Here is a 15,414-nt window from a genome sequence, read left to right as displayed (position 1 = left end):
ATCAGGAGTTTATTCTAACTTTTACCAATGAACGAATCCTTTTATGAAGGAGAATATTTCATGAATTTCAAAAAATTAGGGTCAAATAAATATAAATCTGCTTTCACTCTGGCTGAACTCCTTGTAGTTGTTGCCATTGTAGGTATTTTGGTAGCTATTAGTATTCCAGTTTTCACTTCTCAGAGAAAGAAAGCAATTATTGCCACCAACAAAGCTAATATTCGTGCAGCAAAAGCAGCAGCAATTGCAGCTATGTATGATGACGAAGCTTCATTGGATAAGGCGTCATCTTCAACTAAAGGAGCCGTCAGTTATTTTGTTTATGATGTTAAGTCGGGAAGTATTGTAACTACTATTTCATCAGGTAACTACAATCCGACAGTAACTTATGCGGGAAAGTCCTGGACTATGAATGAGTTAGGCAGACAAATGCGTAGCGATGCATCGGCGTATAAGATTTGTGAAGTAGTGCTTGTTTATGTTGGAAATAATGCAGATGATGGAGCCCTTATTCAGACAGCACCATATTACACAGATGATGATGAACTGGGCTTTGCTAAAAATAATCCGTTTGGGCCTGGAAATGGCTCTGCGAATGCATCATAGGTATTGCAATGAAATTAGGAGTTTTTGAACTATGTTACACATTACCCCCATCCTTACTGCCTACATCCTCACCTTCACCTTTTTCCTGGGCTGCTGTCTTGGCAGTTTCACGGACTGCCTGGCTATGCGCCTGTTATCCGGGGAGTCGGTGCTGCACGGTCGTTCCCACTGCGACAGCTGCGGTCATGTGCTTGGGGCGGCGGATCTGGTTCCGCTGTTTTCCTGGCTATTTTTAAAAGGACGCTGCCGCTACTGCGGTGCAAAGGTCCCGGCGGAGTGTTTCTTTGTGGAACTTTTGGCGGGAGTCGGCTGCTGCATGGTAGTGTACCGCTATGATATATCGATCCTCAGTATGCGCGGCATTCTTTTGGGCATGATTCTTCTTGCCATGAGTCTGACGGATCTTCACAGCTTTACCATACCGGACCGTCTGCAGCTTGCAGGCTGTCTGGTATTTCTGGGAACGGCACTGTTTCTTCCACAACCGCTTACGGTTATACGCCGCGGACTGTTTTTGGGAATTGTGCTGGCAGGCGGGATGCTTGCTTTTTCGCTGCTTTTTGACCGGCTGACCGGAAAGGAAAGCCTGGGCGGCGGCGATATCAAATTGTTTTTCATGACCGGTCTGTATCTGGGATCGGCATGGGAAATTTTGTTTTATCTGATCTTAAGCTGTCTGCTTGGACTTGGGTTTGCGGCGCTGAGAAAAAGTCAGCGGATCCCGTTTGGTCCGGCTATTGCGGCAGCATGTTTTCTTATGCTATTATATGGACAAATCATGACCAGCTGGTATACCGGACTGTTTTGACGTGGATCATACAAAAATGTAGTTTTTGCAGATCTGAGAGACGTGGAACCGTTACAGAGTTTTCAAAACTTCGGGTATCTGCAACAGGAAATGGAGTACTTCAGATGAAAAATTGTTTAGGAATTGAAATCGGACATTACCGCGTAAAGATTGCCTACATGGAACGGGGAGAGTTAAAAAAATATGTCTCGGAGCGTATCGAGACAAAATCCATGACCGATATGCGGCTTTATGCGGAGTTTATACAGGATGTTTTGCATGAAAACGGGATTCTTTGCCGGAATGCAGTTTTTGTGCTGCGGCAGGATGACACTTATGTGAAGCGTCTGCAGCTTCCGCTTATGACGGTTGATCAGTTAAAGCTGAATCTTCCTTATGAGTTTCAGGATTACATTGGGGATCAGTTAAATGAGTACCAGTTTGACTATGCGGTGATCAGCCGAACGGAAGATCAGCTGGATCTTCTGGCAGCTGCATGCAAAAAAGAACTTTGCCAGCAGTTCCAGAAGTTTGCGAAGATGGCACGTTTGAAATTAGTGGGCCTGGTACCGGCAGTGGTAGGTTTGGAGCGGATTCTGGAGCATGCAAGCCAGACTACAGCGAACAAGAGTACGGAAAGCAGGAATATAACCAGCCAGGGCTCAGACGAAATTTCTCTGGAAGATGCAGCAAAGATAACCGGTCAGACCGGACAGACACAGGACGCCAGACCGATGACAGAAAAGAAGGATTATGCGATTCTGGACCTTGGAACCAAGGCGCTGCGTATCCACTTCTTCCGCAAGGGCATTTATGACATTACCCGTACCATGGAGCCAGGCTGCGAGGAGATTGAACGTCTCCGCCGCGGTGACAAGGAGACGGTCATGGAAATGAATGTGGATGCGGAAGATGCATTCTGGAGTAAAAAGAGTGAGGAAGCGATCGACAAAGTCCTGGCAGACCGTTATCAGACCATTGCGGTACAGACCATGCGTGTCCTGAACTTTTACAGTTTCAACAATTCTGATAATACCATTGACACGCTGTATTACTGCGGAGGCGGTGCCCGTTACCAGGCGCTCATCGATACGATAAGCGATACATTAGACATTCCGGTAAAAAGCATTGGTGCTCTGCTTCCGGAAGTACATGAGGATGAAATGCCAGAGTGGAGGGACAGTCCGCAGACCTTTGGCGTTATGCTGACTTAAGGAGGAAGAAAACGTGGCTGATTTAAAATCCATTGCGAAGATACAGATCGGCGGTCCGAAATATCCGGACAAAAAACACATCAATCTGTATCAGCGTGAGTTTAAAAAGAGCAAGATCGCGTTGGAACTTTTGGCGTTTGCGGTATTTCTGGTATTTCTCCATTTCTTTGTCGTATTTGGAGTGCAGGAACCGCTGCAGCATGCTGAGCGCGCGGAACTGACTTATCAGAGAATGGAAAAGCAGCTGGATTCGATCCGGCGCGCCAACCGTGTGATCACGGATGTGCAGAATGAGTATGCACACTATGGAAATTCCTGGCAGAATGAGACAGAAAAACAGACTCCGGACCGCCTGGTGATGTTAAATACCCTGAAAGAGCGGATATTCCCGCGGTGTAACAGCATTGATTCCGTATCCATTACGGAGGATCAGATGAATATCTCCTGTGTGCTTCCGAAGGGGACGGTACTTTCCGAACTGATCGGGCAGATTGAAGAGGATGAGGCAGTTTTCTACGTGACTGCTTCGCTGGAAGATGTTGGCGGCGATGAGGCAGATGCCAATTCTTCTGTTCTGGCGCTGAATAAGGAAGCAAAGGCAGAGATTACGGTATCATTCAGGAAACCGGGAGAGAGTGGGGAAAAAGAATGAAATCCATACTAAGCTATGTATTAACACGGACAGAAAAGATCGTATTGCTGATCCTTGTGGCGCTGTTTTTGCTGGCGGGCTGGTATATGGGAATCTATCATCCCATCCAGCTTCGGATCCAGGCGGCAGATACGACAGATCTGGAATCGGAAATGGAAATGGAACAGATGCGCGCAGCGAAGATCAAAGCGATGCAGGCGGAAATTGATGAAAATAAAAATGTAGGCGCACCTATGGTTCCGTCTTACAACAATTTCAAAAAAGAACTGGATGAATTGAATCAGACATTTGGTCAGGCTTACGAGTTCCATTTTCAGTTTTCTGAGCCGGAGGAAGATGGAAATACGCTGCGCCGCAATATGGCAGTTTCGTTTGCTGCGGACAATTACGACCATGCGGTGGAGATGATGCGGCAGCTGCAGGAAGGACCATACCGCATGATGATCCATGACGTAACCATATCCAGTGATTCGCTGACGGATGCAAATTATGCGGCAAATATCAAAACGGGAAGGGTTACCGTTGCATTTTCCCTTACCTACTACGAGACAAAAGTGGAAGCAGAAAATTTAAACGGATTGTCTTCGGACACTCAGGATACGCAGGCGGCAGGAGGTCTGGCAAATGCAGAGTTGTCGAATCTGGAACGCTCGGAGCTTGAGACAGCAGCGGAGGCAGCTTTTGGAGAATAAACGATGAAAAGTTTTGCAGCAGAACGGTTAAAAAAAGAAGATGGAGCCAGTCTGGTGGCTGCACTGCTGTTTTTTGTGCTGTGCGGAGTTGGCGCTTCGGTGATCCTGGCATCGGCATCGACTTCCGCCGGGAAGATGCAGCAGGTCCCGGCTGCGGACCAGAAGCGGTTTGCCGTGGAATCGGCTGCTGTGTTTTTGCGGGATGAACTGACAAGACCGGAAAATACGGTGAAGATCCGGGAAGTGTGGACGGTGATCGAGGGAGACCGCTCCGGAGAAGAAGACACGGTGAAGTATTATTATGTTGGAGCCGGGCAGAAACCAGACGAAGAATCGTCCTGGTCTGCATTTGCATCAGACAGTCAGGGAGAAGCCTTGCTGGATTCGTTCATTCAGTATTTTGACGTGCTGCTTCCAGACCGGGAAACAACACAGGCTGCGAAAACGACACAGGAGAAAACCCTTCCGTTGTTGGTAGAAGCAGGAAGAAGCAAAGGAACCCAAACGGTTATGGAAGAGATTGCGCCGTTAAAAACTTCTGTGAAACTTTCCATGGAACCAGATTATAAGATTACGGCGATCATTTCGGATATGCAAACCGATGAAAACCATCCGGAAGATCTTTGCGAACGCAAACTGACGGTACCGGCACAGGTCCTCGAAGACATTGACGTGGAAGTGGAAGACCATGAAGAAACCGATGCGGAGGGCAATGTCACGGAGGCATGGACCAAGACTACCACGACCCGTCTCACGACCATTCAGTGGCATCGGGGCACGATCGAGAGAATCCATCCGGAGAAAGGAACATCATGATGCAGATAGTACGGAAATGCAAAACGGCTGCATGTCAGAAAGTGGTATCCACACAGGCGGAGACGCTGGCGGAGCTTTTGGTCTCTGTGCTGGTGATCTCCCTGGGGCTTGCGATGTTTGCCACAGCGCTGATGTCAGCCAGACGTATGCTTCAGCTTGGGGATACTGTGATGCAGACCTATTATGAAGGAAGAAATCTTCTGGATCTGGAAGCGGATGAGGCAAAAGAGTCTGCTGCTGCGGAAGTGGTGCTGGAAAAAGGGACCGGAAGTATCAATCTGGGTGCACCGCAAAGCAACTTAAGGACCGGACACCAGAAAAAAGGGCGGTATTCTGTGCAGCTGTATGCGGAAAACCGGAAAGATTCCGAAGCGGATAACAAAATTTACCGGTATCAATGGATGGAGTAGCAGACAAAAATATGAAGACTACCTTTTTTCAATATAAAAAAATGTACAATCGAATCGAGAGCCGTCTGAAAGAACCGTCTGCCATGACATTAACGGAGATGCTGGCAGCACTTCTGATCCTGTCGATGACAGCGGTTGCCATTGCAGGAGGTGTGACAGCTGTAAAGAATGCTTACCAGAAGGTCACACAAAAGGCGGAAGCCCAGCAGATCCTGTCTGCAACAGCAGAACTGATGACAGACGAATTATCGTCTGCCCTTGAAGAAGAAGATGGCGGCACGGATGGCTGGGATTTTTTAAGTGGGAAAAACGGAATCTGGATGCATTTTGAGAGCAATCATGAGCAGGGAATCTGTAAGGTTTATGGTGATGAGGAGCCTGGCACTTCAAACGGAGATCTCGGACAGAATACAGTGGAAGAAAACACGGCGGACAACTCTGACCAGGGAAGCAAAAACGGTGTTTCCGTTCCGCTGCTTTCCCAGGCAGCTATGGGAAACCTGTTTTATACGGACTACGACAGTTACATTTATGAAGATGGCTGTTTTAAGGTAAAGGATCTTGCGGTCTACTACCGGAACGAAGAAACAAACAGTGCGGAGCGGGTTCCGGCAGCGATTTTAAATGAGCTGGTGGTACGGGCAGTGAATCTTGGAGATACACAGTCATAGCAGAAAAACAGAGTATGAGAGAGACATAAAACAAATCCGTTGCTGGGAGCGCAGTGTGCAGGCAGCAACACAGATCCAACTGGAAGCTGGCAGGGAACAACCTGCACCAGCATGCAGGTTTTACCGGAGGATTAAGATCAATGGAAACTAGAGCAAGAAAACAGAAAAAAAGAAAGGGCGGATTTACACTGGCGGAATTTCTTGTGGTGATCGCGGTCACCATGATTCTTGCCGGTGTTTCTTTTGTTGCGGTCATCCGTTATCAGGGCAGGCTCAGACGCCTGGAGATGGATCAGACAGCAAAAGAAATCTTTCTGGCTGTCCAGAATAATCTGAGTCTGGATGCGTCTTCGGGTGTATTTGAGCGTCTGCTTACTCAGAATTCAGGTGCACAAACGGAAGAAAAACTGGGCATTTCCCTTACGGCAGAGGGCTCGGAAGGCATTTACTGTATTCTTTATCAGCCGGATGGTGCAGATCCATGCTCTGAGGTCCGAACACGTCTGCTTCCGTTCGGTTCCATCGATGAGACCGTACGGATCAGCGGGAGTTACCTGGTTTTTTATGAGCCCGCGAAGGGAGCCGTGCGCGCGGTGTGGTATTCAGACCAATACGTCTTTGTGCGCGAAGATATCGAATCTACGGCACTTTCCGAGGCAGCTTTGGATGATACAAAACGGGAACATTATACCGGAATGAATGATGCGTTTGCCAGCCAGGGGCAGCCAGTCGGCTATTATGCAGGCGATGCTTCAAAAAGTCCGGAAATCATCAAACCATCCACGATTTTAAAACAGCCAAGGGTTGAAATTACCAATGACAGCGTCCTGTATGCCGATGTCATCGATCCAAACCTGGAAAACAGCATTTCCCATGAAAACACCTATCAGGCAAAGCTGTATATCGAAGGCGTTACCAGTAAGGCGAAAGGCTGGTTCGATCTCAAGGCAGGCGGACGGATTTCTCAGATCATTACATCCAATGCCTATCGTGTGATTCTGGATGATATTACCACGGCAAATCATCATTTTGCGCAGTTGAATGATGTGGGAAGCGGAGTAACATTCCTGACAGAGAAACGCCTGATCCCGGGAGAGGATATCCGGTTATATGCACAGGTATCTGTTTTGGGACAGGCAGGTTCCATCGAAACCAGTACGGTAAGCCAGGAAAACAGCCTGTTTTCCGGAAAACGTACGGACAAAGTGCTTGTGTCGGATCTGCGTCATCTGGAAAATCTGGACTATAAGATCTCGAAATTCAATCCAGACTCCGACAACCAGAATCTGGGATTGAGCCCGCAGATCTTTGATGGGAAAAAGCAGTATACGGCGCTCCAGCAGTCCGATATTTCCTGGTCTGGTTTCGTACAGAATGTCCAGCTGGTTACAGGCAGCCATAATCCATCCGTTTACATGCTGGACTCCACAAACTATACGGACCCAGACTGCTTTTCGCCGGTCAGTCCGCAGTTTGCCCTGGACTACCGGGGAAACAACTGCATGATAAGTGATCTTACCGTGAAAACCTCCGGAGAGGAGTCTGGCGGACTGTTTGGAAATGTAACAAGAAACTTAAAGGTAAGCCAGTTAAGCTTAAACCAGATCGATGTTGCCTCATCGGCGAGTGCAGGCGCACTGATCGGATGCGGAAAAGCAGCAGATTTGACGATCCAGGTCGACAATGTGAAAATTTTTTATCCCAGCGTGCTGACATCCGGCACAAAGGGAGGCATGACTTCTTCCAAAGAAATTGATGCCGGATCCGTTATCGGAAACTTTGACGGAAAGGAGCTTACGGTTCAAGATACCATTGCGGCGAACCAATTCTGGAAACAGCTCTCTGCACCGCAGGATATCCTTTCCAGACAGGATGAGACTGCATGCCGGATCCGTTCCGTATGGGGAATTGCCGGTGGTCTGGCTGGTGCAGTTCGGGGAAGTGTCCACTTCCAAAACAGCGCGTCTGCCGTTTATGTGGATGCAAGGGATTATGCAGGCGGTTTGATCGGAACTGTGCGGACGGTTTCTGGAAATCAGGCGGTTTCTATCGATAGCTGCTATGTGGGCGGTCATACATCCGGAAAGAACTTTTTATCTGACCCGGTACCGGGCGATGAAAACGATGCTTACGACCAGACACCGGGGCGCTTCAATATCGTATCCCGCAATAATACTGCCGGTGGACTGGCAGCCGTGCTTCCGGCTGTAAGCACAGTCAGTCATACGTATGTATCAGCTTCGGTTTATGCGAAAGCACATGGAGATATTGTAAAAACAGAAATTCTGGAAAGCCAGGAAAATCCGGATGCCACTGAAACTTTCGAAGCTGCAGGGACAACACCGCAGGCTCCGGAAGCAGCCGAGCAGCAAAAAAAGGCAGCATTCGTTGCTTTGTTCGGGGATACCGAACGCGGCAATGCAGGACAGGGCAGCGCGGGCGATCTGCAGGGAGCAGCGGCCTCCGATCCCCGTTTCTCCTACTGCTATACCGCAGTCTGGATCAATGGAGCCAGGGCGTTGGTGTATTCCGACGCCTGGAAAGACAAATTCGAAGAAGAAAATGCATTCCACAGCAAAGCGATGCCTTACGATCCGGAACTGAAAACCAAGTTGGAAACAGAGCCGGAAACGCGGTATCCGATGCCGACCGTGTATCATTTAAACGCATTGGACCGTGCAAATGAAACTGCGCAGAATCTTCCGGGATTTCTCAAGCTTCATGTGGGAGACTGGCAGGAGAGCGGGAAAGAGGAAGCGGCAGAAAACGGACTGACCATGCATAATGGAAATCAGCTCTGGGTGGATTATGTCATGGATATGCCAGGCGAAACGGAAACGAAATATCTGACTTTTTCTGTGAAAGGAGAAACCAGCAAAGTCACAAAATATTTTATTTTGAAGATAGAAGCAGACCTGGATCAGGCACAATTTTATGGAGATACGAATGCAGCTTCAATCGTGGAACTAAAAGAAAAGGTAAATGATTCAGGAGTTCAATGGAAATGGAGCAGGATTCAGGCTTTTGAGAAGGAAGAAGCGAAACGGTTTAAACTATCAAAGATTGGCACTTCCCAGATTCAGGTACGTTTTTATCTGGACAGTAAGGCGTTTATGCGATGCGCATTTAAGTATCTTCAGGATGGATTCCTGGGTGGAGAAGATGTGACCGTGAAAGCGGATGAGAGTGGAGAAATTCCACCGGATGACAAAAAGGGCATAACGAAAAACAGTTATTTTCAGTCTTTAACACAACTGGAAGATGGGACATACTGTGCAGCTGTTTCCAATGCCAGACATCTGATAAATTTAAGTTTTTGTGATACCAATCCATTTAAGATTACAAAAGTGGAACAGACGGATAATATTCTCTGGCAGCCGGATACGGATTCGGAACATGGCATCACAGCGGAAACAGAAGCATACTGCAAAGAACTTGCAGAGGTATATCCGGGAGTTCCGGTCCAGATTTTTGATTCTTATCAGTCCGGGGCTGACAGCTATACAAAACCAGGAAGTTTTAAATGCATCGAAAATTCCGATATTACGTTATATGACGGGAAAAATCATACCATTGTAGGGCTGGAGATTACACCACAGAATAATTTCAGAAATGGATGGAAGAATGCGGAAGCACTTTTTCTGGAAAATGCGCATTTGGAAGTCCGGAATTTGAATTTGAAAGATCCGAAAATCGAGGGAAAAGGAACTGCTGCAGCCATTATTGCATTTGCAAAGGGAAATTCTGACGCAAACAGTTATCTGCACTTAACAAACATCAATATTTATGGCGATTCCCTGCACGTCTACGCGAATAATGGAGATTATGGATACGTGGGCGGTGCGGTGGCTTTTTCAGATGTTCGTGATCTGGCATTGGATCATGTGCGCATCTATGGAAAAGATGCACTGCTTGACCGGAATGGCGGTCAGAGTATAGGCGGACTGATCGGTTATGCACAGATGGGACAACATTTAAAAATCAGTCAGTCTGTATTCTCTGGATTTATAAATGGAAATGAATGTGAAAATGGAACGGGAGGTCTGATCGGATGGCTGAACGTTCCGGAAGGTCCAACACAGGAGCCGGCTGAAATTACGGAATGTTACGTAGCCGGCAGAAATCAGTCGTATGCGCAGAGCCAGGCAACGGATCTCCTGACAAACGGGGCAAGCATTTCCGGGCGGAGACCGGTTGGTGGTCTGATCGGTATGGCACAGGGATCCGTTAGGATTTCAAAAACATTCAGTACTGCCAGTCTGTACGATACACGTTTAGGCTGGAGAGGTGGTTTTGGCGGTCTGATCGGTATTTATTCTGGAAATGCGAAAATGGAAGTAAGTGACTGCTATTTTGCAGGAAAGCTGCTTGGCGCAGCAGAATACAGGGAGTGGGATCAGACAACGGGAATTCTGGTTGGAAGTCTTGGCGATAACAAGCAGGCAGACTGTATTGTATTTCGTCAATGCGGATATCATCTGTCAGGCGCAGGGGACAAAATTATTGGTTCGCCTGGCATCACATCGGACAGTCAGGTAAATGAAAGATATCTAAAACCAAATATGACGGATGAAGGTTATGATTCGTTGGTTACAGATGCATATGATGAGATGTTGAAAAATAGTTCTTATCCATATAAAATCTGGACAACGGAAGCAGGTGAAGATGGCGTGGAACGGAAAACTTACCGCGGTGACTGGATTCAGTAATTTGCATTGATGTTCTTTCGTATTTTTATCATAATGAATTCCAACAAGCTCAGGTTTATCAATCAGCCATGGTGGAGGATGGATATTGTGGACATTTTTGAAGCAATATGAAACGAAATGATACATTTTTTGCTTTTGAAACAAAAACACCGATTTTTGAAACGTAGCGTTTTGAAACGGTTATGATTGTGAAAAACATGTTAAGATTGAAACAAGGTTTTTTCATAAACATTGCCAGGAGAAAAGGAACGCGCGTATCAAATTATGTTAATAAATTTACAAAATAAAAATAGCTTTGAGAGTTGGCATGTACCTTGCTTATTAAATAATCAGAACATAAATGCAAAAAAGGGTGCATTTAAAGAGAAGGAGGGTATTATCATGGCAATAAAACCAGTAATTGGTGTACTACTTGGGGATGCTGCGGGTGTAGGACCGGAACTTGTGGCAAAATGTGCAGCAGCAAATTTTTATGAGGAGTATTGCAAACCAATCGTAATCGGAGACCTGCGCGTATTAGAGCGTGCACTGAAGGTGATTGGGGCAGAAGACAAGGTAAAGCTTCAGGTAATTTCTGATGTCGATGCGGCAGACTGGAGCAAGGGACTTCCGGTTCTCGACCAGAAAAACCTGGATCCGGCTGAGGTTCCGTTTGGAACAAAGACGGTAGTAAGCGGAAAAGCGTGCCTGGATATGTTAAAGCTTGGTGTAGAGCTGTGGCAGGCAGGCAAAATCGGTGGTTATGTATTCGGACCATTAAACAAAGCTGGCATGCATGATGCAGGTCTGACGTTAGAGAGTGAGCATCATTATCTGGCGCAGCTTCTGGGACACACAGATCCATTTGGTGAGATCAATGTAACCAATGGATTATATACGACCAGAACAACCAGCCATATTCCGATCGCACAAGTAAGCGCTGATTTAAGCGAGAATGACGGACTCCGCATCAAGAGAGCCATCCGTCTTTCTTATAAGACTCTGACTGGTGCAGGCATTGAGAATCCGAGAATCGGCGTTGCTGCTTTGAACCCGCATTGCGGTGAAAACGGTGACTGCGGACGTGAGGAGATCGATGTGATCACACCTGCAATCGAGTGGGCGAAGAAGGAAGGCATCAACGCTTCCGGTCCATATCCGTCCGATATTGTATTCCACAAAGCTCTGGTAAAGAAAGAGTTCGACGGCGTTGTTACCATGTATCACGACCAGGGACAGATTGCACTGAAACTGATCGGATTCGAGGGAGGCATTACCGTTGCAGGTGGTTTCCCGATTCCGATCGTAACTTGCGGACATGGAACTGCTTATGATATTGCCGGAAAGGGTGTAGTAACCACCGCATCCTTTGAAAATGCTGTAAAACAGTGTGCTACCATGGCTGCTGTAGCAGCAAAATAATTGTTTTATTTCACTGCCAACTGGTTTGAATTTTGATTGCATACGGGAAAGGGACTCCGAAAGGGGTCCCTTTCCCGTATGCTCATTTTCGGTTCATGAAAAATGAAATATAGAAAATGAAACATGATGAAACAAAATTAAACATGAAACAAATAATAGAAACATTTTTGCAGGAAATAAAACGATATTGGCAAAAAGTATGGTAATCAAACAAAAAAGCAGAGAGATGATTGTGCGAAATAACTATGATATTATGGGGCCTGGATGAAAAAAATGGGGGAAATCACTGAAAAAATATCAACATGGCACGGGAATTGCTTTATATAGAGTCATCAGGATGTTCTAAAAAGAACGCAACAAGGAGGAGGTAACAAAGTGAAAAGGTTTGGTTCAAAGCAGCTGATCCCAATCGCAATGGCACTGATGGGAGTGGTGTTTGCGGTCATCGGATTTACACAGCTGGGGTTCTGGGATAAAGAACCGAAGCCGGGATTTTTCCCAAGCATCATTGCCATTGTCATGGTGATTTCCAGTGTGGCGGCATTCTTTCAGACCCTGAAGGAGGAAGATAAGCCGCAGTACAACAAAAATGAACTTCTTGTCATTGCCGGTGGTGCCGGTGTGATCGCCGGAAGTTTTATTATTGGCATGATCCCGATGATCTTTCTGTACGTGCTCTTCTGGCTTCTGGTCATCGAGAAAGGAACACCGATCCTGCATATCGTGATTATCGAAGCAATCGTAGCGATCATTGTGCTGGGTGTTTTTGCCGGATGGCTTCAGGTACAGTTCCCGTGGGGGCTGTTCGAAAACTTTATGTAGGAGGAACGGAACATGGAAAACTTTTCAATGCTGCTTCAGGGATTCGGCACAGCGTTGACTCCGATGAACATTGGAGTATGTATGCTGGGTGCGGTCCTTGGACTGATCGTAGGCGCAATGCCTGGCATTGGTTCTCTGGCCGGTGTTGCACTGCTCTTGCCGCTGACTTATAAGTTCAATCCGGCAACTGCGATCATCATGCTGGGCGCCCTGTACTATTCTAATATGTACGGCGGCAGCTTCAGTGCGATTCTGTTAAATATCCCGGGCGATTCCCCGGCGGTCTGCACAACTCTGGATGGTTACCCGATGGCGACCAAGAGAAAAAGACCGGGTCAGGCACTTCTGACCGCAAACATGGCATCCTGCATCGGCGGTACCATTGGTATGTTCATTCTGACCTTCATGGGACCTGGCCTTGCAAACCTGGGCCTGAAATTTGGTCCTTCCGAGATGACTGCGATCCTGCTGATTGCAATGACTTCCATTAGCTGGCTGGTTGGTGAAAACCCGATCAAGGGTGTTGTCATTACCTGCTTCGGTATTTTACTTGCAAGCATGGGTATGGATACCTTATCCGGTGCTCCGCGTTATGAGTTCGGAAGCATGCATCTGCTGGGCGGTATTCCGTTTACCCCGTTCGTAATCGGCGCCGTAGGTTTTGCACAGGTGATCAAGCTGATCAATGACCGCGACTCGGATAATGAGAAACGTGCAGGTTCGGCAAAACATGAAATGAAGCTTTCTATCCGCGGATCCATGCTGACCGGACATGACTTCAAGCGTCTGCTTCCGCCGGCACTCCGCTCCGGATTTATGGGAACTTTCATCGGTGTTCTTCCGGGAGCAGGTGCTACTACCGGTTCTTTCATGGGCTATGCGGTGCAGAAGAAATTTAAGAGTGAGGAACCTCTTGGAACTGGTGCGATCGAAGGTATCGCGGCAGCAGAGGCAGCAAACAACGCAGCAGCAGCTGGTGCATTCGCACCGCTTCTTGCACTCGGTATTCCAGGATCCGGAACTGGCGCAGTACTGCTTGGCGGCCTGATGATGTGGGGATTATCTCCGGGCCCGCTGCTGTTTGAGAATGAGCCGGAATTCTGCTGGGGCCTGATCGCTTCCCTGTATCTGGCAAATATCTTTACCCTGCTGGTAGCAATCTGCATCATCCCATTCCTGATCCAGATTTTATCAGTTCCGGTAAAATATATGATCCCGATCATCACGGTAGTCTGCATCGTAGGTGCATACAGTACCAGCAACTCTATGTACGGTGTAATCATCATGTTCGTGTCCGGTATTGTGGGATACCTTCTGAATAAGAACAACTTCCCGTCTGCACCGATGCTTTTGTCCTTTGTACTGGCACCGCTTCTGGAAAACAACATGCGTAAGGCATTTATCCTTTCCGGCGGCAGCTTAAGCATTTTCTTTACCAGACCGATCACCTGTGTACTGATGATCATTTTCTTTGCAATCATTCTTGTTTCAGTTCTGCGTCCGATCCTTGCGAAAAAGAAAGGCGCAGCAGCGTAAAACAAACGTATTAACCAGAAATAAAGAAATGGAGGGTTTACATTTATGAAAAAGAGACTTTTAGCAGGTATTTTAGCAGGCGTTATGGCAGCATCCGTACTGACTACCGGATGTGGTGGCAGCAAAGACATCAAAGACGGAAAATTTACTCCTTCTAAGACTATCCAGTGGATGTGTACATCCAGTGCAGGCGGCGGTTCTGATATCTTTACCCGTAAGATCGGCGATATCATGACATCTGCAAACCTGGTAAACGGACAGACTATCGTAGTAACCAATAAGACCGATGGTTCCGGTGAGGTTGGCCGAAATGAAGTTGCAGGTCTGACAAAGAATGCGGATTACCAGCTCTTAACCTTTAACAGCGGCGACTTAATGCCAATGGTTACCAACACCAAGAACCGTTCCTCTAATTTCCGTATCCTTGCAGTCATGGCAGTGGACAAGCAGCTGTTATTCAAAGGAAAAGATGCGCAGTATGACACCTTTGCTGATGTAATTGATGCAGTAAAATCCGGAACTAAAGTTGTAATCGGTGGTTCCAAGGGTGATGATATCGCAACCTACCAGGCTCTGATCGCAGAACTGGGGGTAAGTGAAGACCAGCTGGCTTACATTACCTACGACTCCACCGGCGATGCGATTACCGCAGCTCTGGGCGGACACGTGGAGTTTGTTATTGCAAAACCGGCAGCAGCTTCTGAGTATGTAGAGGCTGGCTCCCTGGTTCCGATCCTTGCACTGGCAAATGAGCGTTACACCGGCAACCTGGCAGATGCACCTACCTTAAGCGAAGTTGGCGATTACAACAACGTAGAAGTTCCGGTATGGCGTGGTGTAGCAGCTCCGGCAGCAATGAGCGACGAGGCAGCAGCTTACTGGAGTGAGACCTTAAAGGCAGTTTCCGAGACCGACGCATGGAAGACCGAGTACATTGAGGCAAATAAGCTGATCGCGGAGTACATGGATACTGCAACTGCAACGGATTACGTTACCAACTACGAAGCGGATTATATGGCTGAGAATGGAATCCAGTAAATTTCATCGTATAAAACGGACATAAAAGTCAGGGCGTGAGAAAAAGAAATGTTCCTTTTT

The 15,414-nt window shown here is 47.3% G+C and carries 13 protein-coding genes; all 13 read left to right on the top strand.

Translation table 11 applies throughout. The annotated features are described in order from the left end of the window. The first annotated feature begins 60 nt into the window (after positions 1-60). The 13 genes from DWZ40_RS11920 to DWZ40_RS11860 all read left to right on the top strand — a co-directional run bounded on the left by DWZ40_RS11920 (position 61) and on the right by DWZ40_RS11860 (position 15,354). A complete protein-coding gene (locus DWZ40_RS11920; RefSeq protein ID WP_182431725.1) occupies positions 61-606 on the top strand; it encodes a type II secretion system protein in 546 nt (181 codons plus the stop codon). Positions 607-637: 31 nt separating this feature from the next. Next, positions 638-1,414 carry an A24 family peptidase gene (locus DWZ40_RS11915; protein WP_118543242.1) on the top strand — a complete coding sequence of 259 codons (777 nt, stop codon included), beginning with the start codon at positions 638-640 and terminating at the stop codon, positions 1,412-1,414. A gap of 104 nt (positions 1,415-1,518) precedes the next feature. Beyond that, a complete protein-coding gene (pilM, locus tag DWZ40_RS11910) occupies positions 1,519-2,607 on the top strand; it encodes a pilus assembly protein PilM (protein ID WP_182431724.1) in 1,089 nt (362 codons plus the stop codon). A gap of 13 nt (positions 2,608-2,620) precedes the next feature. Next, the gene (locus DWZ40_RS11905) at positions 2,621-3,259 is read left to right on the top strand and encodes a hypothetical protein (RefSeq protein ID WP_118543240.1); all 639 of its coding nucleotides are present in this window, start codon (positions 2,621-2,623) and stop codon (positions 3,257-3,259) included. Continuing rightward, on the top strand, positions 3,256-3,951 hold the full coding sequence (locus DWZ40_RS11900) for a hypothetical protein (RefSeq protein WP_118543239.1): 696 nt from the start codon (positions 3,256-3,258) through the stop codon (positions 3,949-3,951). The genes DWZ40_RS11905 and DWZ40_RS11900 overlap by 4 nt, the downstream gene beginning before the upstream one ends. Before the next feature lie 3 nt (positions 3,952-3,954). Beyond that, the gene (locus tag DWZ40_RS11895; protein WP_118543238.1) at positions 3,955-4,767 is read left to right on the top strand and encodes a hypothetical protein; all 813 of its coding nucleotides are present in this window, start codon (positions 3,955-3,957) and stop codon (positions 4,765-4,767) included. Then, positions 4,764-5,177 (top strand): hypothetical protein, encoded by a 414-nt coding sequence (locus DWZ40_RS11890; protein WP_118543237.1) that lies wholly within the window; start codon positions 4,764-4,766, stop codon positions 5,175-5,177. The genes DWZ40_RS11895 and DWZ40_RS11890 overlap by 4 nt, the downstream gene beginning before the upstream one ends. A gap of 41 nt (positions 5,178-5,218) precedes the next feature. Further along, positions 5,219-5,848: a type II secretion system protein gene (locus tag DWZ40_RS11885; protein ID WP_147354190.1), complete on the top strand. Its 630-nt coding sequence runs from the start codon at positions 5,219-5,221 to the stop codon at positions 5,846-5,848. A 140-nt stretch (positions 5,849-5,988) separates the two neighbouring features. Next, positions 5,989-10,557, top strand: a complete 4,569-nt coding sequence (locus DWZ40_RS11880; RefSeq protein ID WP_118543235.1) for a type II secretion system protein — start codon at positions 5,989-5,991, stop codon at positions 10,555-10,557. A 381-nt stretch (positions 10,558-10,938) separates the two neighbouring features. Further along, positions 10,939-11,958, top strand: coding sequence for a 4-hydroxythreonine-4-phosphate dehydrogenase PdxA (locus tag DWZ40_RS11875; RefSeq protein ID WP_118543234.1), 1,020 nt, complete (start codon positions 10,939-10,941; stop codon positions 11,956-11,958). A 375-nt stretch (positions 11,959-12,333) separates the two neighbouring features. Then, positions 12,334-12,780 (top strand): tripartite tricarboxylate transporter TctB family protein, encoded by a 447-nt coding sequence (locus DWZ40_RS11870; protein WP_118543233.1) that lies wholly within the window; start codon positions 12,334-12,336, stop codon positions 12,778-12,780. A gap of 12 nt (positions 12,781-12,792) precedes the next feature. After that, positions 12,793-14,316: a tripartite tricarboxylate transporter permease gene (locus tag DWZ40_RS11865; RefSeq protein WP_118543232.1), complete on the top strand. Its 1,524-nt coding sequence runs from the start codon at positions 12,793-12,795 to the stop codon at positions 14,314-14,316. Between the two features lie 45 nt (positions 14,317-14,361). Then, entirely contained in the window at positions 14,362-15,354 is a 993-nt protein-coding gene (locus DWZ40_RS11860) for a tripartite tricarboxylate transporter substrate-binding protein (RefSeq protein ID WP_118543231.1), read from the top strand. Positions 15,355-15,414: the final 60 nt, after the last annotated feature.

Source organism: Clostridium sp. AF32-12BH (assembly GCF_003477935.1).
In the GTDB taxonomy this organism is placed as follows: Bacteria; Bacillota; Clostridia; order Lachnospirales; family Lachnospiraceae; genus Brotaphodocola.
Note: the sequence above shows the minus strand (reverse complement) of the source record. Positions and strands in the feature narration are given on the sequence as shown.